This is a genomic window from Nonomuraea sp. NPDC026600, from assembly GCF_040638335.1.
Classification (GTDB): domain Bacteria; phylum Actinomycetota; class Actinomycetes; order Streptosporangiales; family Streptosporangiaceae; genus Nonomuraea.
Genome location: NZ_JBEZYD010000008.1, coordinates 388,209 through 407,323, shown reverse-complemented (window position 1 = coordinate 407,323; position 19,115 = coordinate 388,209). Strand labels below are relative to the sequence as shown.

Annotated in this window: 23 protein-coding genes and 2 pseudogenes; 13 read left to right on the top strand and 12 right to left on the bottom strand. The window is 68.9% G+C overall.

Annotated elements, in window-relative coordinates:
* Window positions 1–90: 90 nt before the first annotated feature.
* The 11 genes and pseudogenes from AB0F17_RS21935 to AB0F17_RS21885 all read right to left on the bottom strand — a co-directional run.
* Window positions 91–231: pseudogene (locus AB0F17_RS21935) on the bottom strand (ISL3 family transposase); the annotation flags it as partial.
* Window positions 232–444: 213 nt separating this feature from the next.
* Window positions 445–1,020, bottom strand: coding sequence for a dihydrofolate reductase family protein (locus AB0F17_RS21930; protein WP_358025618.1), 576 nt, complete (start codon window positions 1,018–1,020; stop codon window positions 445–447).
* Between the two features lie 115 nt (window positions 1,021–1,135).
* A pseudogene (locus AB0F17_RS21925) lies at window positions 1,136–1,297 on the bottom strand (transposase); the annotation flags it as partial.
* A 245-nt stretch (window positions 1,298–1,542) separates the two neighbouring features.
* A complete protein-coding gene (locus AB0F17_RS21920) occupies window positions 1,543–2,109 on the bottom strand; it encodes a Uma2 family endonuclease (RefSeq protein ID WP_358025616.1) in 567 nt (188 codons plus the stop codon).
* Between the two features lie 524 nt (window positions 2,110–2,633).
* On the bottom strand, window positions 2,634–3,782 hold the full coding sequence (locus AB0F17_RS21915; protein WP_358025614.1) for a 2-oxo acid dehydrogenase subunit E2: 1,149 nt from the start codon (window positions 3,780–3,782) through the stop codon (window positions 2,634–2,636).
* A complete protein-coding gene (locus AB0F17_RS21910; protein WP_358025612.1) occupies window positions 3,775–4,761 on the bottom strand; it encodes a transketolase C-terminal domain-containing protein in 987 nt (328 codons plus the stop codon). Before AB0F17_RS21910 ends, AB0F17_RS21915 begins: the two co-directional genes overlap by 8 nt.
* Window positions 4,758–5,636, bottom strand: coding sequence for a thiamine pyrophosphate-dependent dehydrogenase E1 component subunit alpha (locus AB0F17_RS21905; protein WP_358025610.1), 879 nt, complete (start codon window positions 5,634–5,636; stop codon window positions 4,758–4,760). Before AB0F17_RS21905 ends, AB0F17_RS21910 begins: the two co-directional genes overlap by 4 nt.
* 64 nt (window positions 5,637–5,700) lie before the next feature.
* The gene (locus AB0F17_RS21900) at window positions 5,701–6,060 is read right to left on the bottom strand and encodes a hypothetical protein (RefSeq protein WP_358025608.1); all 360 of its coding nucleotides are present in this window, start codon (window positions 6,058–6,060) and stop codon (window positions 5,701–5,703) included.
* Window positions 6,061–6,102: 42 nt separating this feature from the next.
* Window positions 6,103–7,254, bottom strand: coding sequence for a dienelactone hydrolase family protein (locus AB0F17_RS21895; protein ID WP_358025606.1), 1,152 nt, complete (start codon window positions 7,252–7,254; stop codon window positions 6,103–6,105).
* A 21-nt stretch (window positions 7,255–7,275) separates the two neighbouring features.
* Window positions 7,276–8,055: a hypothetical protein gene (locus tag AB0F17_RS21890; protein ID WP_358025604.1), complete on the bottom strand. Its 780-nt coding sequence runs from the start codon at window positions 8,053–8,055 to the stop codon at window positions 7,276–7,278.
* The gene (locus AB0F17_RS21885; RefSeq protein ID WP_358025602.1) at window positions 8,052–8,963 is read right to left on the bottom strand and encodes an ATP-binding cassette domain-containing protein; all 912 of its coding nucleotides are present in this window, start codon (window positions 8,961–8,963) and stop codon (window positions 8,052–8,054) included. Before AB0F17_RS21885 ends, AB0F17_RS21890 begins: the two co-directional genes overlap by 4 nt.
* A gap of 133 nt (window positions 8,964–9,096) precedes the next feature.
* Between AB0F17_RS21885 and AB0F17_RS21880 the strand changes: the two genes are divergently transcribed.
* The 11 genes from AB0F17_RS21880 (at window position 9,097) to AB0F17_RS21830 (ending at window position 17,284) form a co-directional block, all read left to right on the top strand.
* On the top strand, window positions 9,097–10,221 hold the full coding sequence (locus AB0F17_RS21880; protein WP_358025600.1) for a sensor histidine kinase: 1,125 nt from the start codon (window positions 9,097–9,099) through the stop codon (window positions 10,219–10,221).
* Window positions 10,218–10,895: a response regulator transcription factor gene (locus AB0F17_RS21875; RefSeq protein WP_358025598.1), complete on the top strand. Its 678-nt coding sequence runs from the start codon at window positions 10,218–10,220 to the stop codon at window positions 10,893–10,895. The genes AB0F17_RS21880 and AB0F17_RS21875 overlap by 4 nt, the downstream gene beginning before the upstream one ends.
* 31 nt (window positions 10,896–10,926) lie before the next feature.
* Window positions 10,927–11,403, top strand: a complete 477-nt coding sequence (locus AB0F17_RS21870; protein WP_358025596.1) for a methylated-DNA--[protein]-cysteine S-methyltransferase — start codon at window positions 10,927–10,929, stop codon at window positions 11,401–11,403.
* Window positions 11,404–11,426: 23 nt separating this feature from the next.
* Window positions 11,427–12,125: a 2OG-Fe(II) oxygenase gene (locus AB0F17_RS21865; RefSeq protein WP_358025594.1), complete on the top strand. Its 699-nt coding sequence runs from the start codon at window positions 11,427–11,429 to the stop codon at window positions 12,123–12,125.
* The gene (locus AB0F17_RS21860) at window positions 12,125–12,877 is read left to right on the top strand and encodes an Ada metal-binding domain-containing protein (protein WP_358025592.1); all 753 of its coding nucleotides are present in this window, start codon (window positions 12,125–12,127) and stop codon (window positions 12,875–12,877) included. Before AB0F17_RS21865 ends, AB0F17_RS21860 begins: the two co-directional genes overlap by 1 nt.
* On the top strand, window positions 12,874–13,512 hold the full coding sequence (locus tag AB0F17_RS21855) for an alpha-ketoglutarate-dependent dioxygenase AlkB (RefSeq protein WP_358025590.1): 639 nt from the start codon (window positions 12,874–12,876) through the stop codon (window positions 13,510–13,512). Before AB0F17_RS21860 ends, AB0F17_RS21855 begins: the two co-directional genes overlap by 4 nt.
* Before the next feature lie 83 nt (window positions 13,513–13,595).
* A complete protein-coding gene (locus AB0F17_RS21850; RefSeq protein ID WP_358025588.1) occupies window positions 13,596–13,901 on the top strand; it encodes a hypothetical protein in 306 nt (101 codons plus the stop codon).
* Window positions 13,902–14,088: 187 nt separating this feature from the next.
* The gene (locus AB0F17_RS21845; RefSeq protein ID WP_358025586.1) at window positions 14,089–14,394 is read left to right on the top strand and encodes a hypothetical protein; all 306 of its coding nucleotides are present in this window, start codon (window positions 14,089–14,091) and stop codon (window positions 14,392–14,394) included.
* A 266-nt stretch (window positions 14,395–14,660) separates the two neighbouring features.
* On the top strand, window positions 14,661–14,843 hold the full coding sequence (locus AB0F17_RS21840; RefSeq protein WP_358025584.1) for a hypothetical protein: 183 nt from the start codon (window positions 14,661–14,663) through the stop codon (window positions 14,841–14,843).
* Window positions 14,844–14,952: 109 nt separating this feature from the next.
* Window positions 14,953–16,254, top strand: coding sequence for an extracellular solute-binding protein (locus tag AB0F17_RS21835; protein WP_358025582.1), 1,302 nt, complete (start codon window positions 14,953–14,955; stop codon window positions 16,252–16,254).
* Window positions 16,255–16,399: 145 nt separating this feature from the next.
* Entirely contained in the window at window positions 16,400–17,284 is an 885-nt protein-coding gene (locus tag AB0F17_RS21830; protein ID WP_358025580.1) for a sugar ABC transporter permease, read from the top strand.
* A gap of 280 nt (window positions 17,285–17,564) precedes the next feature.
* Here AB0F17_RS21830 and AB0F17_RS21825 read toward each other — a convergent pair whose 3' ends face one another.
* On the bottom strand, window positions 17,565–17,708 hold the full coding sequence (locus AB0F17_RS21825) for a hypothetical protein (protein WP_358025578.1): 144 nt from the start codon (window positions 17,706–17,708) through the stop codon (window positions 17,565–17,567).
* A gap of 71 nt (window positions 17,709–17,779) precedes the next feature.
* Here AB0F17_RS21825 and AB0F17_RS21820 point away from each other — a divergent pair, with 71 nt between their 5' ends.
* Both AB0F17_RS21820 and AB0F17_RS21815 read left to right on the top strand, forming a co-directional pair.
* Window positions 17,780–18,103, top strand: coding sequence for an ABC transporter permease subunit (locus AB0F17_RS21820; RefSeq protein ID WP_358025576.1), 324 nt, complete (start codon window positions 17,780–17,782; stop codon window positions 18,101–18,103).
* Between the two features lie 56 nt (window positions 18,104–18,159).
* Window positions 18,160–19,086, top strand: coding sequence for a glycoside hydrolase family 43 protein (locus AB0F17_RS21815; RefSeq protein ID WP_358025574.1), 927 nt, complete (start codon window positions 18,160–18,162; stop codon window positions 19,084–19,086).
* Window positions 19,087–19,115: the final 29 nt, after the last annotated feature.

The following is a 19,115-nucleotide window of genomic DNA, read 5'->3' as shown; positions in this document are numbered from 1 at the left end:
ACGATCTCACCATGCCCGGCCGAGATGATCAAAATCACACCATGTGACGAGACCAGAACGCCCGTCACTTATCGCGCACAGGCTGAATGTCTACGATCGAGGGTGTAACTGGGATCTGAATCCGCCGGTCTCGAGCAGTGACCGGGCGACATAGTCGGTGAGGTTGCGGAAGCTCAGGGCGGAGCCGCGTAGGTGTTCCAGGCGGAACCCCAGCGCGGTCGCGCCCTGCGACCGGCACCAGCGCCAATCGAACCTGAGCGATTAACGTGTGGCCACGACCATCGTCAGCGACGAGAGAGTCAACCCCACGCGGAGTCGTCGAGTTGAGGCGTGCAGAGTTTTTCGCTGGTGGTCAACGTGTCGACGTCAGGAGCACAGCGCCATACACCACGCAGGTGGCGAGGATGACGATCCCGGCATGGCTCAACGCCGCCCCGTCGCCGATCAACTGTGTCGGGTCGGCCGATAGGTCAGCACCTGTGTGTGGCCGTCGAAGGTTCGGGCCTCGAGCAGCTCGAGGTCGAAGTCGTCCGCACCGTCGAAGATCCGGTCCACGCCGGTCGTCCCGGAGATCACTGGGAAGACCGTCACCTCGATGGTGTCGATCAGGCCGGCGTTCAGCAGCACCCGGTTGAGCGTCAGGCTGCCGTGGGAGCGCAGCGGCACATCGGATTCGGCCTTGAGGCGCGTGACCACCTCGACAGGATCGCCGGACTCGATGGTCGTGTCCGGCCACTTGAGCGGCTCGGTCAGCCGGCTGGAGAGCACCGTGACCGGGGAGTCGAACATGCGGGTGATCCACCCGTCGAACAAGCTGCGGTCGAAGCCCGCGTCAAGGAACGGCGCGTTCGACGAGTAGGTCTTGGCCCCGAGCACCATGCGCAGCGGGTCGCGGTAGGCAGCGGCGCGATAAGCGAGGAATTCGGGGCCCTGCTTACCCCAGTAGCCGCCCCAGTCACCGTTGTGGTTGGCGAAGCCGTCGAGCGTGGAGAAGATGTCGAAGGTGTACGTGGCAGTCATGGTGTCTCCTTGCGGGACGTTGGTCGCGCGCGCCTTGCGGCGGCCTCACCCCTGCTACGAACACCACCGCCCCGATCCGACACGCCTCCCGGATTTCTTTCAAAACTTTCCGGGCTCATCCGATCTGAGTGTGTAGTTGTGATCTGAACCCGCCAGCCTCGAGTAGTGATCTTGCGATGTAGTTGGCGAGGTTGCGGAAGCCCAGCGCGGAGCCGCGTAGGTGTTCCAGGCAGCCGTTGATCGCTTCAGTCGGTCCGTTGCTGGTGCCGACCCGGTCGCGCTGGCACTGGCGGTGTCCTGCTTGGTCACGGGGCGTCGCGGCCTCGCCGTAGGACTCGACAAAGACACCCACATCAGGAGTGGGGTCGAGTCCTTGCCGGGGAGTGCCCGGCGCTGCCGCGCGGTGCTGTTTCCCTGGTCGGAACCGCACGGCGAGCCACTTGATCCGGCTCATGCCGCCCTGTATCGGGCTGTCCGCTCACGCATCGCTCACGCGCTGTCGGCTGCTGAGCAGCGCGTGGGTCAGATCTGACCGAGGTCGATCTCCACCGGGAAGGGCGCCGCCGCCTTGAGGACACCGGTGAACACGTCTCCGTCCCGGTAGGTCATCGTCGCGGGGTCGAGAATGTGGGTGTACACGAGAGGAACGCCTGTTGCGGCCTGCTCGATCCGCCAGTAGAAGCCGATGCCTGCCTTGGCGTACTGGTCGACCTTCACGATCCGGTCGGTGGTCTCCGAGCCTGGTGACACCACCTCCGCGACCAGTAGCACATGCTCAGGGCGGGTAGGGGTGATGTCGATCGTGTCTGCGCGGTACACGACGACGTCCGGGCGGCGATTGGTGAGAGGGACGTCCTGAAGCCGGACGTCGAAGTCCGTGTCGGCGTTCCACTCCGGGCCCGAGGCGGCATCCAGGGCGTTCGCCAGAATCCGGGCCAGCCGGTTGTGCCGCTTGGACGCACTCGGACTCACGACGACCATCCCGTCCACGATCTCGATACCGGCGCACTGCTCCTCGGACCAGGACTCGTACTCCTCCGCCGTGATCTGCTCATGCATCCACGCCGGGGCCATCATCTCGGCCGTCATGAAGCACCTCCCGGACACTGTGCTGCGGGCCCGATCCCGCTGGATTCAGCGTACTGTCTGCCGTCAGTCCGGCACGCTGATCTCGCCCCTCCCAGGCGGTCGGCATCCGACAGTAGCTTTCGGCGAGCGAGGAACCAGTGTCGGCCTGCGTAACATCCCGGTCGGCAGCCGCGCCAGCGTCGAGGGACCGTGCGGGGCGTTCACCTCGCCGCGCCGGAACCGGCCCGGCACCCAGCTGATGGCCGGGAGTGTGGGGATCACGTCCGTGCGGGCGAGCCATGCAGGAGGAAAAGTCGCCGTCCTCGGTCTGGTCCAGGCTGCGGTCCATGACCCAGATGTGCGCCATGCGAGGTCTTCGTTCGGAGGGGGGCAGGGGGCTGCCATTGCAACGGCCTCCCCCTGCCCCTGCTACGGCTCTCAGCCCTGCTTCTTCTGCGGTTGCAGACGCACCGGCAGCAGCAGAGCCAGTGCGACAGGCAGGACTGTGAGAGCTCGCCAACGCCACTCCGGACGACCTGGTCGGGCTACAGGCTCTCGGGCGAAGTCTCAAGGGTCTCCTTCAGCGCCTGGAGGAACAGGACGACGTCCCTGCCGTTGATCAGCCGGTGGTCGTAGGCCAGGCCGATCGCCGCTGCCATCCGCTCGCCGTCGGGCTGCGGTGAGGTGAGCGCGATGGCGCAGGCGTGGCCGGGGAAGATGATCGGGATGGCCATGATGATGTCGGCGTCGTGGTGGAGGGTGACGACGATGTTCCCGCCGGTGAGGTGGGCCTCGGTGAAACCGCCGTGCTGGGCGAGCCCGCGGAATTCGGCCAGGCGTTCGGCGATGTCCGGTACGGCGAGGCGGTCGCGGATCACCGGCACGTAGAGGCCGGTGCCCATGTCGATCGTCACGCCTATGCGTGGTTGGTCGGGGAGGCGGGCGGTTCTGTCGTCGATGAGTTCGGCGAAGAACATCGGGAAGTCGGCGTGCAGCCGGGCGACGGCGGCGATGAGCAGGTCGGGGAGGCCGACCAGCTTGCGAAGGCGTCTGGTCAGGGCTCGGGCGGTCGCCAGGGCGGGGGTTACGTCGACTTTTATCGCGGTGTAGCCGGCGGGGATGGTCTGGTGTGACAGCGTCACGGTCCTGCCGACCGCGCGCTGGTGGTTGGACAGCGGGCGGGTCTGTCCGCCGTCGGGAGGTGTGGCGCTCTCCGCGTTTTCGGGGGGCTCGCTGCCGCCGGTGGCCGCCGCGAGCCGTTCCACGTCGGTCCGGCGTACCACCTTGGCGTCCAGTCCGGCCACCAGCGCGGGGTCGAGGCCGAGTTGCTCCAGCAGCGCGCGGGCCGGCGCCGTGATGATCGGCCCGCCGTCGGCGGCCGGGACCGACTCCGGAAGAGCGACCGATGCCGTAAGACTCAGCCCACTGTCAGCGGCGGGGATTGGCTCCGGGAGAGCGGCCGGTGCCTGGCCAATTCGGGCGATCAGCTGACCGGGGGTGCATGACGCGCCCACCCTTGCCAGTTGCGTCAGCACCCCGTCCTGCTCGCTGTCCAGCTCCTCCACCGCCTTGGACGTCTCCAGCGTCACCAGGGGATCACCCCGCTCCACCCGCGCGCCGTCCGCCGCCAGCCACTCCAGCAGCGTGTACTCCGAGTCGTTGTTGTTCAGTTTCGGGACTCGGATCTCACCCATCGAGCGCCTCCAGTACGGCCCTGCTGATCGTGCTGTCCTGCAGCACCACGGCACGCTCCAGGTGCGGGGCCGTGGGGATCACGCTGTCGGCCGAGCTGACCAGACGGATCGGTCGGCGGAGCGAACCCCACAGCCGGGTGTGCAGGTCGGCGGCCAGGTGGCTGCCCCAGGTGCCGCCCGCGCTGCCGTCCTCCGCCACGCAGACCAGTCCCACCCGACCGAGCAGCGGCAGCAGCGCGGTCGGGTCGAAGGGGTACAGGCGCGACGGGATGAGCACGGCTCCGGCGAGGTCGTGGGAGAGCAGCAGCGTTCGCATGGCGGCGATGGCCCGGTGCGCCACGCCGCCGGGGGCGATCACCACGTAGTCGAGGTCGCCGTCGAACCGCACCACGGCCACGTCCTCGACGAGGTCCCAGGTGAACAGCTCGTCCACCTCGTACATCCGGCGGGTGTAGAGGACCTTGTCCTCGAAGAGCAGGCACGGCTCCGCCAGCGCCAGCATGCGGTCGAGGACGGCGCGGTTGTCGTGGAAGGGCGACATCTCGAACAGCGAGAGGCCGGGCACGCCGATGAAGTGCTTCTGGAGGTTCTGGCTGTGGGTGGGGCCGTAGCCGCGGTTGCCGCCCGAGGGGCAGCGGATGATCAGCGGCATCGGGACGCGCCGGCCGTACATGGAGACGGATTTGCCGGCGAAGTTCACGAGCTGGTCGAAGGCGAGGGTGGCGAAGTCGCCGAACATGATCTCGACGATGGCCTTCTCCCCCGCCAGCGCGAGGCCGGAGGCGGCGCCGACGATCGCGCCCTCGCTGAGGGGCGTGGTCAGGACCCGGTCGGGGAAGCGGGTGGACAGGCCGCGGGTGATCTTGAAGGCGCCGCCGTAGGGGTCAAGGATGTCCTCGCCGAGCACGTACACGCTGGGGTCGTCGCCGAGCAGGCCATGCAGGGCCTGGTTGAGGTCTTCGCCGACCCTTGCCGTCACGCGGTCGCCCAGGTGGCCAGGGGCCGGGCGGCCACTTCTTCGGCGAGCTCGTCCATGCGGGAGCGGGCCGCCGCTTCGAGGCGGGCCGACTGGTCGGGGTGTTCGGCCTGGTAGGAGGCGTACCAGTCGGTGCGTAAGGCGTCCGGCGGCCGGGTGTCGTCGCCCTTGCTGTGCGGGCCGAGACGGTGGGTGGCGAACTCCACCACCAACGGCGCCCCACCCCTGACGGTCTCCACCAGAGGCGCGAGCTCTCGCCTTATTTCGGAGATGTCCAAGCTCGACACCCGCGTGTGCCCGATCCCGAAGGCGGCCGCCCGCCCGGCGATGGTGCCCGCCATCTGGAGCTCCGTCGGCGTGGACTGGGCGATGCCGTTGTGCTCGACCACGACGAGCAGCGGCAGGCGCCAGAGCTGCGCCAGGTTCAACGCCTCGTACACCGCCCCCTCGCCCCACGTCCCGTCACCGATGTACACGCAGGCGAGCCCGCCGGGCTCGTGCCGCTTCAGGTGCAGGGCGACCCCGGTGGCCACCGGCAGGCTCTGCCCCTGCACCCCGGTCGACAGGTAGCGGTCGCGGCGCAGGTGCTGGCTGCCCCCCACCCCGTCGCACACGGCGCCCTTCCGGCCCATGATCTCGGCGAGCAGCCCTTCGGGGTCCTCGAACCGGGCCAGGTAGTGACCGTGACCGCGATGATTGCTGAACACCCAGTCACCGTCCCGCAGCAGCGGCCGCAGGGACACGGGGACGTACTCCTGCCCGAGGCAGGTGTGGGTGGTGCCGTTGAGCTCGCCCCGCTCGAAGAGCGCGAGCAGTTTCCGTTCGAAGGAGCGGATCAGCAGCAGCAGCGCCAAGTCCTCGTCAGCCAGCCTGTTCATGGGCCCCTTGAGTCCCGGGAGAACCTCCAGAAAGGCTATACAACACCGACATACAACGTCTACGTCACCGGGAGACCAGCCACCGCCAGCGCGGCAGCTCCAGCACTACGGTGACCACGGCCAGCACGGACACCAGCACGGCGGCGAACACCTGCCAGGCGACCCACGCCGCCACCACGGCGGCCACGACCTGCAAGACGACCAGCGCGATCGTGACCGGCCCCGGCACCGCGACGATGACATTCCGCTTGTCCCCCGGAGTCGAGAACAGCGTCGGCAACCCGATCAGCACCACCACCGACAGGACGGCCAGCAGCACGGAATGAGGGGCTAGGGCCCACGGAGCCGCCACCCAGGCGACCAGCTCAGTGGCGAACCGAAAGGCGGACGCGGCGCGGTCGTCCGGGCGGGGGGTGGAAGACATGCGCGTAACGTACCGTTCCCGCCCAAACCGCCCGTGCCCGAGTCAGGGGTTGTGGAAGGCGACTTCGGGGTTGGCCGGGGTCGGGCCGTCGAGCAGGGGTTGCTTCTTGTGCTTCAGGTGCTGGTCGAAGAAGGCGCCGACATAGGCGCGGGTGATCTGCAGGGAGCGCTGCGGGGAGAGGCCGCCGGGTTCGGACATGCCCGCTGCCTTCTCCAGGATGGACAGGTCGGTGAAGCTGGTGTGGCTGGTGCCGGCGACGGTGAGCCAGCGCTTCCAGCCGCTGATGTTCGGCCAACTGCCGTCCCAGGTGTCGTCCTTGCCGGGGACGTGGTCGGCCTGACTGCCCACGAGGAGGAAGGGGCGCTTGCCGAGGCTGCCGGCGGGGATGGCGGGGTGGAAGGTGCCGTCCAGGTTCGCACCGGCCTGTACCCGCTTGTCGGCCCCCATGGTCGCGGCGGCGGCGTCGCCGCCGAGGGAGTGGCCGGCCATGCCGATCCGCTTGGTGGCGATCATGCGGGCCCGCTTCCAGACCGGGTGCCGGTCGGTGAGCTGGTCGAGGACGAAGGAGATGTCCTTGGTCCGGCTCTTGGTGATGGTCGCCTGCCCGCCCTCCGGCGGCCTGGGCTGGTCGCAGAGGGGCGCGCAGGTGAGGACACGGCCGTCGGGGAAGGCCGTGCCGGAGGACTCGTAGGCGTGGTCGACCAGCGCGACGACGTACCCACGACTGCCCAGGTCCTCGGCCAGGAAGGTGAGGCTGGCGCGGTGCAGGCCGCGGCCGGGTGAGAGCACCACCAGCGGATATCGGCCCTTCTTGGGATCGGCGCCGGTGTGGGCGTAGGTGCGGGTGGCGGCGATGGCCTCGGCCGGGACGGTGGCGCCGGGAGCCTTGCGCTCCAGCAGCGACCGGGCCTCCTCGACGGTCATGTACGGGGCGGTCGCACCGGTCGCGGATCGGGCCGGGTAGTACATCGACACCATCAGCTGCCGGGGGCCGTCCTTGGGCACCCAGGGGTCTGTGCGGCTCTTGTCCACCAGGTGCAGAATGTCGCGGCCGACCGGGTAAGGGCCGGTAGGACGAGGTAGTTCCAGATTGATGGCGGTGGTCGTCGCGCTGGCGGCACTTGTGGTCGCACAGGACGTCACCAGGAGCGGCAGAACGAGCGCCAGGCGGGCCCGGATGTAGCGCTGTTTCACAGGGTTTCCTCTCTTAAGGCGTTACACGTCGCGTCGGCGCACGACGACGAGGGTCACGGCCGCCGCGACGAGCGGCCAGAGTGCGAAGGCGATCCATGACCCGGTGATCGTGGGCAGGGCGGCTTCGTCTCGGGGGTGGATGAGGGACAGGCAGGTCCGCCAGGCGTAGAAGGGGAACATCGCGTACAGGTCGTTGGCCCACTGGTGCACGGTCGGCTTGAAGAGGGTGGGCAGGATGACCAGCACGCCGCACACGGCGACGACGGTGGCGGCGGTGTGCCGCAGCAGCGCGCCGATGCCCATGCCGACCAGCGCCGACACGGGCGCGAGCAGGGCGTTCGCGACCAGGACCCGCACGACGCCCGGATCGCCGATCGAGGCCCCGGCGCCGCGGCCGGACAGGATGACCTGGCTCACGCCGTACGTGGTGAGCGCGACGACCGCGCCGACCGCGAGCATGACCCCCGCCACGACGACCACCTTGGCCGCCATGACGCGACCACGGGCCGGGACAGCGGTGAAGGTGGTGCGGATCAGGCCGCTGGCGTACTCCCCGGCGACCGTCAGCGCTCCCACGCTCCCCGCGCCGATCATGACCACGATCGCGCTGAACCCGCTGAAGGCCTCCGTCATCGGGTTGAACATGGCCTTCTCCCGCGCCCGGAAGGCCGGCCACTCGGCGTAGGCGTCGAGGCTGGACTGAACGGCGAGCGCGACCAGCACCAGCACGCCGACCACGATCACCCAGCGGATGGACCGCAGTGACCACAGCTTGATCCACTCCGCGCCGAGCAGGCTCATCGGCGGCCGCCCACGACGTAGTCGGCGTGGCCGGCGGTCGACTCCATGAAGGCCTCTTCCAGCGACGCGGCACGCGGGGCGAGCTCGTGCAGCATGATCCGGCGCTCGAAGGCGAGCTCACCGATACGGCCGGCGCTCATCCCCGTCACCATGAGCACCCCGCCACCGTCGCGCCGTACAGAAGCGCCGTCGAAAGTGAGCACGGCGGCGAGTTCGTCCGGGTCGGGCGTGCGTACGGTGACGCGGGCGCCGGCGCCGCGGGCCGCGAACTCGGTGAGGCTCTCGTCAGCGATGAGCTCGCCGCGGCCGATCACGATGAGGTGGTCGGCGGTGTTCTCCATCTCGCTCATCAGATGGCTGGAGACCAGGACGGTACGTCCCTGCTCGGCCAGGCGCCGGAACAGGCCCCGCACCCAGCGCACCCCCTCGGGGTCCAAACCGTTGACCGGCTCGTCGAACAGCAGCACGGGCGGGTCGCCCAGCAGCGCGGTGGCGATGCCGAGCCGCTGGCGCATGCCCAGGGAGAACCCGCCCACCCGCCGGCGGGCCACACCTTCGAGCCCCACCTCCCGCAGGACCTCCGCCACCCGGCGGCGCGGCAGGCCGTTGCCGCGGGCCAGTGCCCACAGGTGCGCCGCGGCGCTGCGCCCGGGATGCGCGTCACCCGCGTCCAGCAGCGCGCCGACGTGCCGCAGCCCGTGACGTCGCCGCGCGAACGGACGCCCGTCGATGGTCGCGCTTCCGCTGGTGGGCCGGTTCAGGCCGAGAATCATGCGCATCGTGGTGCTCTTGCCGGCGCCGTTCGGGCCGAGGAACCCGGTGACGTGGCCGGGCCGTACGGTGAACGTCAGGCCGTTCACGGCCGTCACGCCGCCGTAGCGTTTGGTCAGTCGGTTGACTTCGATCACCCGCTCAACGCTGCCGGAGGCCGTGGCGCACGACATCTGGCCGCAGGCCAGAATCCGCGCCGGGAGACTGGCCTGTGGGCATACGCCTCCAGGCCGATGCTGGTCAGACGGGGTGGCGGCTACGATCAGGGGCGTGTTCGCCCATCCGCCCCGTCCCCCGCTCCTGCAGCGGCTAGCGCCGCTCGTGCGGGAACTGCTCACGTGGTGTGGGGTGGCCGCCTTCGCGCTGCTGCAGTTCGCCGCGCTGCTGAGCGGCAGCGACGACGCGAACCCGCAGGTGCTGCCGCTCGCGGGCGCCGCGGTCGCGATGACGCTGCCCCTGGCATGGGTACGGCGCGGCCCGCTGCTCGTGCTCGCCGTCGTGCTGGCGGAGCTGACCGCCGCCACGGCACTGGGGATGCCGGCCGAGCAGCTCTGGCCGCTCCTCCTGGCCGCGGACGTCCTGGTCTGCGTCATCGCGGCCACCCGCTCCGGGGTTACTGCGGCTCTGGTCACGCTCGCCGTACTGGAAGGGGTGTGGCAGGCCGCCCTGTGGCCGCACGCCCTCGCCTCCGGGTTCCTGGCGCTGACGGCGCTGCTGGCCGGCAGCGTCCTGCTCGCCTGGCTGGCCGGGACCGCGATCCGGCAGCGGCGCGAGTACGGCGAGGCCGTACGCGTCCACGCGGTCACCGCTGAGCGGCTGCGCATCGCCCGCGACGTGCACGACATGGTCGCCCACAGCATCGGCAGCATCGCCATCCAGGCCGGAGCGGGCCGCAGAGTGATCGACACCCGCCCCGAGCAGGCCCGCGACGCGCTGGACGCCATCGAGATCACCAGCCGGGAAACCCTGAAAGGGCTACGGCAGGTGCTCGGCGTCCTGCGCCGGCCCGACCCGCCGCCCACCGGGCTGGCCGACCTTGACCGGGTCACGTCGACGGCCATCGCCGCGGGCGTCCAGGTCGACGTCCGCTGGCAGGGCGAACGCCGCCCGTTGCCCGCCGCCGTCGACCAGTCCGCGTTCCGCATCGTCCAGGAGGCGGTGACCAATGTGGTACGGCACGCGGATGCCGCCCGCTGCCGGGTGTCGATCGGCTATGCGGGTGAAGAACTGAGCGTCGAGATCGTCGACGACGGGCGCGCGGACAGCGCGAGCGAGGGCGGAGGCTACGGCATCGCCGGGATGCGAGAGCGGGTGGCGCTGCTGAACGGGCATTTCACCGCCGGGTCGCGGCCCGAGGGCGGGTTCAGGGTCGCCGCGAGGCTGCCGATCTCATGACGATCCGTGTTCTGCTGGCAGACGACCAGCCGCTGGTGCGCGCCGGGCTGCGCATGGTCATCGACGGAACCTCTGACGTGGAGGTCGTCGACGAGGCCGGGACCGGGGGGCAGGCCGTACAACTGGCCAAAGAGCTGCGCCCTGACGTGGTGCTGATGGACATCCGGATGCCCGGAATGGATGGCATCACGGCCACCAAAATGATCACGGCTGAGCTGCTGCCCACGCACGTTCTGGTCCTGACCACGTTCGACGACGACGAGAACGTCTACGGCGCACTGCGCGCGGGCGCCTCCGGCTTCCTCGTCAAGGACATGGCGCTGGACGACATCCTGACCGCCATCCGCGTGGTCGCCGCCGGAGACGCCCTGCTCGCGCCCAGCGTCACCCGCCGCCTCATCGCGGAGTTCACTACCCGCACCCCGGCTGCCCGGCACCGCGAGCTCAACGGCGTCACCGGACGCGAACACGAGATCCTCACCCTCGTCGGCCGCGGCCTGTCCAACGCCGAGATCGCGGCCCACCTGCACATCAGCCCCGGCACCGCCAAGGCCCACGTGGCCAGCCTGCTCACCAAGCTCGGCGCCCGCGACCGCGTGCAACTGGTCATCGTGGCCTACGACGCGGGCCTGGTCTCCCCGAACTGGCCTGCCCAGAGGTCCGAAAACCGCTGACTTTCCGGGTGGCGACGGTGTTGTAGAAGGTATGAGCATCTACACCACGATCGACAGCCCACTGGGCGAGATCCTGCTCGTAGGCGACGGCACCGCGCTGACCCGCGTGGCGTTCGGCGGTGCCGTGCGGCCCGAGTGGCGGCGCGACCCTGGCGCGTTCGCCGAGGCCGAGCGCCAGTTCCGCGAGTACTTCGCGGGCGGGCGGAGCGCCTTCGACCTGGATCACGCGACCACCGGCACGGCCTTCCAGGAGCGGGTCTGGGCCGCCGTGGCCGCCGTACCGTACGGGACCACCACGACGTACGGCGAACTGGCCGCGAGCGTCGGCGCGCCACGCGACCGCATCCGCGCGGTCGGCGCGGCGATCGGCGCGAACCCGCTGCTCGTCGTCCGCCCCTGCCACCGCGTCGTCGGCGCGAACGGCTCACTGACCGGGTACGCGGGCGGCGTCGAGCGCAAGCACGCGCTGCTCACGCTCGAGGGCGCGCTGCAGCCACAGCTCATCTGACCTCACCCGACCTCATCCGACGTATGGAGGACATCATGCAGGCCGACTGGACGGCCCTGGCCGAGGAGGTCAACGCGTACGGCTGCGCGCTGACGCCGCCGGTCCTCTCACCGGCCGACTGCAAGGAGATCGCCGCTCTGTACGGCGAGGCCGGCCGGTTCCGTTCCACGATCGACATGGAGCGGTATCGGTTCGGCCGCGGGCAGTACCGCTACTTCAGCGAGCCCTTCCCACCGCTGGTGGCGGAGCTGCGGGCGGCGTTCTATCCGCACCTGCTGCCGATCGCCCGCGACTGGGCCGCCCGGCTGGGCCGGCCCGCGCCCTGGCCGGACGGCTTCGACGAGTGGCTGGACATGTGCCACGAAGCCGGGCAGACCAAGCCGACACCCATCCTGCTGCGGTACCAGGAGGGTGACTGGAACGCCCTGCACCGCGACCTGTACGGGGATCTGGTGTTCCCGCTGCAGGTGGTCATCGGGCTCGACCAGCCGGGCGAGGACTACACCGGGGGCGAGTTCCTGCTGGTGGAGCAGCGGCCACGGGCCCAGTCGCGCGGGACGGTGACCCTGCTGCCGCAGGGCCGGGGGCTGATCTTCACCACCCGGGACCGGCCCGTGAAGTCGTCGCGGGGATGGTCGGCGTCGCCGGTACGGCACGGGGTCAGCACGGTCCGCTCGGGACTGCGGCACACGCTGGGCCTCGTCTTCCACGACGCCGCCTGATGCACACGCTGATCGGGGCCGACGGGTGGCCGTACCCCAGCGCGGTGCCCGGGACGCTGGGCGGGCATCGGCGGGCGCGGCTGTACGGGCGACTGGACTGCCCGTCGGCGCTGCGGGCGATCTCGCGTGGGGGGTATGTGGAGGAGCGGGTGTTCTTCGCGGATGAGGTGACGGCCATCGCGGCGGGGTACCGGCCGTGCGCGGTGTGTTTGCCGCAGGCGTACCAGATCTGGAAGACCGAACAGGCGATGGCGGGGCACACAGCGGCCGAGTTGGCCGGACTGCTCGGCCTGCTGGCCGCGGCCCGGCCGCGCGTGGAGACCGTCGTGATCGGTCACGGCCGCGACGCCGGCCCTTCCGCGGAGGCGTTCGCGGACGCCTGGGAAAACGGCGCGTGGAAAGGCGGCCTAGCGGAAGGCGCCGTGTGGGAAGGCGACACGTGGCAGGGCACCGTGCTGGCGGTCGTCGGCTGGCCGGAGGAGGCGGCGTCGTGGCTCCGTCAGGCCAGGCGGTTCGCGGCAGGTCCGCCGGACGCCTGGGTGGTGGCGGGGGCGCCGCTGGGCTGGGCGCGGATGAGCGAACGGCTCCGGCAGAGCACGGACTGGGACCCCGGGCGTACGTTCGGCTTCGCCTCCACCGCGCAAGCCGTCGCCCTCGCCGCCCCTGGAACACTGGAGGGCATGCGCGGAGCGGACACCGACGGCACCACCTGGCGAATCACCCGCAACCTGATCCACCGGGACCCGACATGATCCCGCTCCCGATGCGCGAGATCGCCCCAGGCGCCGTCCACGCACCCGGCTGGCTGACGCTCGACGAGCAACAGCACCTGGTACGCGCGTGCCGCGAGTGGGCGGCGGGCCCGGTCCCGATCCGGCACACCGTACTGCCCAGAGGTGGCGTCATGTCGGTGCAGACCGTATGCGTCGGTTGGCACTGGCAGCCGTACAAGTACACACGCGTCGCGAGCGACGTGAACGGCCTCCAGGTCGCCGACTTCCCCGCCTGGATGGTCGCCCTGGGGCGCCGCGCCCTGACAGCGGCGTACGGCGAACCCGCCGACGGCTACACCCCCGACACAGCGCTGATCAACTTCTACGACGGCCAGGCCAAAATGGGCATGCACCAGGACAAGGACGAACGTTCCGCCGCCCCGGTGGTGTCGCTGAGCATCGGCGACGACTGCCTGTTCCGTTTCGGCAACACGGAGACGCGCGGCAAGCCGTACACCGACGTGCGACTCGGCAGCGGCGACCTGTTCGTCTTCGGCGGCCCTTCACGCTTCGCCTACCACGGCGTGCCGAAGGTCTATCCAGGCACCGGAAACCCCGCCACCGGTCTGACCTTGGGCCGCCTCAACATCACCATGCGAGTAACCGGTCTATGACGTACGTGGTGCGGGCGGGGAGGGATTGTAGAGAGATCGTGCACGGTCGCCCTCGGCCGAGCCCGGCACGATATGCAGGACGCATGGAACAGACGGCGCTTCTTGCTTTCCTCGCGGGCATCATCGGCGCGAACAGCATCCCGCACTTCGTGAAAGGCATAACGAAGGAGAACTACCCGACCGTCTTCGGCGACTCTCCCGTCACCAACCTCATCGCCGGTTGGGCGGGACTCATCCTGACCGTCTTGTGCGTTCATTGGGCGGACGTGGGCCGAGCACCCATGTGGGCGTTCGGCGCGGGAGCGTTCGGTGTCTTGCTCATGGGTCTCTTTCACGCCTGGCATGGGGCCTTGGGCTCGATCTTTCGCGATAGTAATCGCGTCTTGTAGCGGCTCGATCACCTGTCGTTCTCGAGTGGCGGTCAGCCGGATGACCCGACTGTCGTGTCGGGCGGACGGGGTTCCATCCTCGCGGTCGGCTTACCGGCCCACGGCCGGATCCTGATCCGCGGCACCCGGGTTCGGATCCGCTCGTCACCCCGGCCCGGTGCTGGTGCGGTGCGTAGACGAGTTCACCATGTCCGCCGGCGCGCAGCGCATGCGCGAGCTGGTCGCGGACGGGCTCGACTTCGACCGGGGTGTCCTGCGTGACCGACACCGTGGCAATGGGGTGCTACGCGGGTTGGCCGACGCCGGGTGCCGGGTGCCGGGTGCCGGGTGCCGGGTGCCGGAACAAGTCAAGATCAATGGTTTCGATAACATCAGGGAGGGCGAGTTCCTGGTGCCGTCGATCCCCACCATCGAGACGCGCGGTCTGCGGCGCAGCCGGGAAGAGTCCGGCAGCTCCTTTTCCACGGTGATCCGCGAATCCACCGAGGGCTGATCCGCCGCTCTTCGGCTTCGTCTACTGCGCGTGAGCGGCCTGTCTTGATCCCAAGAGTGCCGCGATGCGCCCCACTACGCCCTCAAGCGAGGGTAAATGACCAGGTCAGAGTAGCCTGGGCGCGCCGCTCGAGTAGGGGATCGGGTAAACGCGATGTTAAGACCGTTCGATGGTTGTGCTTCGTATCCATGTCATGTAACGATACAAACCCGCCGAGAGACCCTCGTGTGACCGGAGGTCTAGCTTGAAACTCGGGTGAACTCCGCATGTCCCAACGCACAGGCGCAGATCTCCCCCGGCCTCCTGCCTCGCAGGGGGAGCCGCGGTCGCGCCTCGCCGGTCACTTCGCCGATCCCGCGCTCGCGGTGTTCGACGGCCGCTACTACCTGTACCCCACCACGGACGGCACCGCCGAGCGTGTTCATCGACGACGGCGCGCCTACCTCTAACGGGAAACACCCGGCTCGTCAGCCGTGCCGACGGCCTGATCGCCCTGGTGATTCCCGATACCGAGCCACTTCGCATCCCCCAATCAAAGTAATCCGGAAAGGCATCGCCATGTCGCTCCAACGCCGGCCGCTGAAGAACGATGGCAGAACACGCACAACCCTCCTGGCCGCCGCTGCCGCCGGCCTGCTCGTTACCCTGACCGCCTGCGGCGGTGGCTCCAGTGGCACCTCCGCCTCCAGTGGCACCTCGGCGGGCCCCAGCGATGGGAAGGGCGAGGTGACCTTCTTCTCCTGGGACAACGAGGAGACCATGAAGCCGCTCATCGCCGAATTCGAGGCGGAGAACCCCGGCGTCACCATCAAGTTCTCTTACGCGCCGCCGGTGCCGCAGTACATCGACACACTGCAGAAGCGGCTGCTGGCGAAGACCGCGGCCGACGTGTTCATCCTCGGCAACCACACCCAGCAGGCGGGTGGAGGATACGTCAAAGACCTGACCGGCACCGCCGCGGACAAGGCCCAGTCGCCCTTCGGACGCAAGATGAACACCTACAACGGCAAGGTCTACGGGATCTCGGTCGCGACCTGGGGTGGCGGCTTCCTGGTCAACAAGGACCTCCTCAAGAAGATCAATGTCACCGAGGCGCCGAAGACCTGGGACGAGCTGATAGCTGACTTCACCAAACTGAAGGCGGCCGGTATCCAGCCCGTACTCGAGCCCGGCGACGGCATCTCCACCACGATCATGGCGCTGATCGGTCAGGCGGACGCCCAGGCCGGCGGACACCTCGACGCGGACATCTTCGACCGCAAGACGACCTTCTCGCAGGCCTGGACCCAGCCACTGACCACCTGGTCGGAGCTCTACACCAAGGGAATCGGCTCCAAGGACTCGGCCGCGCTCAAGGGCGACCAGGTGCAGAACGAGTTCGTGGCCAAGCGGGTCGCGATGATCACCACCGGTTCCTGGGCGGTCGGCGCCGTGCGTAAGGCGATGCCCGGCGTCGACCTCGACTTCTGGCCGGTGCCCGGGGACACCGAGGGCGAGAGCTACTGGGCCGGCGCGGCCTCGCCCCCCTACGCCGTCAACTCACGGGCCAAGAACCCGGTGGGCGCCCAGAAGTTCGTGGACTTCCTCGCCGGCGCCAAGGGTGTGCAGATGTACCACGACACGACCGGTTCGATCACCACGACCAACAACTACACGCCGGAACTGGACCCCGCGCTGAAGACCATGTACCCGGAGGTGGTGGCCGGCAAGGTCTGGTGCGCCTGGCAGGCATGGCCCGGCCCCAACACCTCCGCCTTGGACGCGGAGTTCCTTTCCCGGGTCCAACAGGTGATGCAGGGACAGGCGGACGCCGCGTCGATCACCAAGGCGCTGGACAGCAAGTTCGCCGGACTGAAGTAACCCCGGATGCGCGGTTCCGGCTGTGCGCCGGGAACCGCACACCGCGGGTGCGTGCGTCACTGAAAGCGAGAGAACAATGGCGTCGATTACCTTGCCGCACAGAACCGATCGTCCCTCCGCGACCGCGCCCGGGGACCCTCGCCGGTTGTGGCAGAGCCTCCGGGAGAGGATCGGAGCGCAGGCGTTCTTCATCCCTATCGTCCTGGTCTTCGTGGTACTGATCGGCATACCGTTCGGGGAGTCCGTCTACTACAGCTTCACCGACTGGTCGGGCCTGAACCCCGAGATCCACTTCGTGGGCCTGGACAACTACCGGCGGGTGTTGACCGACTCCTCGCTGTTGTCCGGACTGGTGTTCACGATCACCTTCACCCTGGCCACCACGGCTGTCATCACGATCTTGGCGATTCCGCTCGCCGTACTGCTCAACCAGCGGTTCGTCGGCCGGCGACTGGTTCGCGCGATCTTCTTCTTTCCGGCCATCCCGAGTGTCGCGATCCTCGGCCTGGTCTGGAACTTCATCCTTAGCCCGCTGGGGTCGGGCGCCTTGAACACCGTGCTGCACTCGTTGTTCTCGATGGCGCCCGTACCGTGGCTGTCCGACTCGTCGCTCGCTCAGCTGTCGGTGATCGTCGTGGCGATCTGGACCAGTACCGGCTGGCACGCCATCCTCTATCTGGCCTACCTGCAGTCGATCCCGGCCGACTATTACGAGGCCGCAGCGTTGGACGGCGCCAGCACCCGGCAGCGGTTCTTCAACATCACGCTGCCACTGCTGATGCCGGCGGCCACCATCAGCACGTTGCTGTTGATGGTCGGTGGCCTCAACGTCTACGCGCTGCCCCAGACACTGACCAATGGCGGCCCTGGATTCGCCACCCACACGATCACCGGCACGATCATCATCAGTGGCATCGGGCAGGCCGAGTACGGCCAGGCGTCCGCGCTCGGCGTGGTGTTCATGCTCGCCGTGGGCGCCATCGCCGTCCTGCAGCTCAAGATCGCGCCCCGGTTGGGCAGGAGTGTTTGATGAGAAAAAACCGTACGGCCGTCCTGCTCGGCCTGGTGATGATCCCGCTGGCCTGCCTCGTAGGACTGCCGTTCTACTACATCATCGTCAACACGTTCAAAACCCAGGCACAGATGGCGCTGTATCCGCTCGCCCCGCCCACCTCGATCGTCCTCGAGAACTACGCGGACATCTTCGCCACCTCTCCGGTGGCCCAGGCGTTCCTCAACACGATCTATGTGACCGCGGCGTCCGTGGTGCTCATGCTCCTCATCGGCTCCCTCGCCGCGTTCGGGATGATCTACCGCACGAGCCGCGTCAACACCGTCATCAGCGCAGTGCTGCTGGTCGGGTTCTTCGTCCCGTACCAGACCACGATCATCCCGCTGTACCAGCTGATCGTGGATGCGGGGCTGGTGGACAGCCTCAACGGGTTGATCTGCATCTACACCGCCGGCGCGGTGTTCTGCTACTTCCTCATCCTCGGCTACATGCGCTCGGTACCGAAGGAGATCCTTGAGGCCGCGCATCGACGGCGCCGGCCCGTTGCGGATCTACTTCAGGATCGTGCTGCCGCTCATCCAACCGGTGCTCATCACCGTCGGCGTCTTCCAGGTGGTGTGGGTCTGGAACGACTACATCTCACCGACGATCTTCCTGAGTTCCCCGGAGAAGACCACCATCGTGCTGCTCGCCTCGCAGGCGGTGTCCCAGTTCACCGTGAACTGGCCAAGCTTCATGGCCGTCGCGGTGATCGCCCTGTTGCCGATGCTCATCTTCTTCGTCGCCATGCAGAAGTACATCGTGCAGGGCCTCACCAACGGCAGCATCAAGGGCTGACCGCGACGTCGGAGGCCACCCGTACACCTCCACATCCCGAACGGAGCAGAACCACCGTGTCAACGTTCACCGAACGAGACGGCCCCTACGCCGGATACCTGTTCGCGCACTTCGTGGGCGGCGACCACGCCGACGCGGAACAGGTCTATTTCGCGCTGAGCGAGGGCCCTGACCCGCTGCGCTGGCGACCGCTCAACGCCGGCAGGCCGGCGCTGCGCGCCACCGTCGGCACCGGCGGCGCCCGCGATCCGTTCCTGGTGCGCGGCCCCGACGGGCGGGTGTGGTGCCTGGCCACCGACCTGTCGATCCACCACGGCCGTGACTGGACGCACGCGATGCGCCACGGCAGCCGCAGCATCCTCGTCTGGTCCACCGATGATCTGGTCACCTGGAGCCCCCCGCAGCTGCTGGAGATCGCGCCGCCGCACGCAGGCGACGCCTGGGCACCTAAGGCGTACTTCGACCCGGCCCGGGGTGATTTCCGGATCCTGTTCTCGTCGGTGTCGTACCCCGACGGCGACCGCACGGTGCCCAGCTACCACCGGATTCTGCAGGTGCGCAGCCGGGACTTCCAGACCGCCTCCGCACCCGAGGTGTACCTCGAACGGGCCGGCACGGACACCATCGACCTCGCACTGCTGACGGCCCCCGACGCCGTGCACCGCTTCTTCCCCGACGACGGCTTCGTCGTGCACGAGCGCGGTACTGACATGGACGGGGTGTTCACCACGGTGAGCACCGGCATCGGCCGGGGGACCCTCGAGCGTGGCGAGGGCCCCGCCGTGTTCACCGGCCTGGCCGGCCGCACGTGGTACCTGTTCATCGACGAGTTCGGCGGACGGGGCTACATACCATTCACCACCGACGACCTGCGAAGCGGATGGACGGCGGCGAAGGATCACCTCCTACCACCCAACGCCCGTCACGGCAGCGTCCTTGCGCTGACCGCCACGGAGTACGCCCGGCTGGCACGCCTGGAATAACCGGGTCACCGCCGCGCCCGCAAAGCCCC

Excerpts from the sequence above, each read along its gene's own strand:
- AB0F17_RS21890 (WP_358025604.1), bottom strand. The coding sequence starts at position 8,055 with ATGAGCCTGCTCGGCGCGGAGTGGATCAAGCTGTGGTCACTGCGGTCC.
- AB0F17_RS21840 (WP_358025584.1), top strand. The coding sequence starts at position 14,661 with ATGTCCCAACGCACAGGCGCAGATCTCCCCCGGCCTCCTGCCTCGCAG.
- AB0F17_RS21860 (WP_358025592.1), top strand. The coding sequence starts at position 12,125 with ATGCACACGCTGATCGGGGCCGACGGGTGGCCGTACCCCAGCGCGGTG.
- AB0F17_RS21870 (WP_358025596.1), top strand. The coding sequence starts at position 10,927 with ATGAGCATCTACACCACGATCGACAGCCCACTGGGCGAGATCCTGCTC.
- AB0F17_RS21900 (WP_358025608.1), bottom strand. The coding sequence starts at position 6,060 with ATGTCTTCCACCCCCCGCCCGGACGACCGCGCCGCGTCCGCCTTTCGG.
- AB0F17_RS21845 (WP_358025586.1), top strand. The coding sequence starts at position 14,089 with ATGTCCGCCGGCGCGCAGCGCATGCGCGAGCTGGTCGCGGACGGGCTC.
- AB0F17_RS21850 (WP_358025588.1), top strand. The coding sequence starts at position 13,596 with ATGGAACAGACGGCGCTTCTTGCTTTCCTCGCGGGCATCATCGGCGCG.
- AB0F17_RS21930 (WP_358025618.1), bottom strand. The coding sequence starts at position 1,020 with ATGACTGCCACGTACACCTTCGACATCTTCTCCACGCTCGACGGCTTC.
- AB0F17_RS21835 (WP_358025582.1), top strand. The coding sequence starts at position 14,953 with ATGTCGCTCCAACGCCGGCCGCTGAAGAACGATGGCAGAACACGCACA.
- AB0F17_RS21875 (WP_358025598.1), top strand. The coding sequence starts at position 10,218 with ATGACGATCCGTGTTCTGCTGGCAGACGACCAGCCGCTGGTGCGCGCC.
- AB0F17_RS21855 (WP_358025590.1), top strand. The coding sequence starts at position 12,874 with ATGATCCCGCTCCCGATGCGCGAGATCGCCCCAGGCGCCGTCCACGCA.
- AB0F17_RS21915 (WP_358025614.1), bottom strand. The coding sequence starts at position 3,782 with ATGGGTGAGATCCGAGTCCCGAAACTGAACAACAACGACTCGGAGTAC.
- AB0F17_RS21825 (WP_358025578.1), bottom strand. The coding sequence starts at position 17,708 with ATGCAGATCAACCCGTTGAGGCTGTCCACCAGCCCCGCATCCACGATC.
- AB0F17_RS21920 (WP_358025616.1), bottom strand. The coding sequence starts at position 2,109 with ATGACGGCCGAGATGATGGCCCCGGCGTGGATGCATGAGCAGATCACG.
- AB0F17_RS21905 (WP_358025610.1), bottom strand. The coding sequence starts at position 5,636 with ATGAACAGGCTGGCTGACGAGGACTTGGCGCTGCTGCTGCTGATCCGC.
- AB0F17_RS21865 (WP_358025594.1), top strand. The coding sequence starts at position 11,427 with ATGGAGGACATCATGCAGGCCGACTGGACGGCCCTGGCCGAGGAGGTC.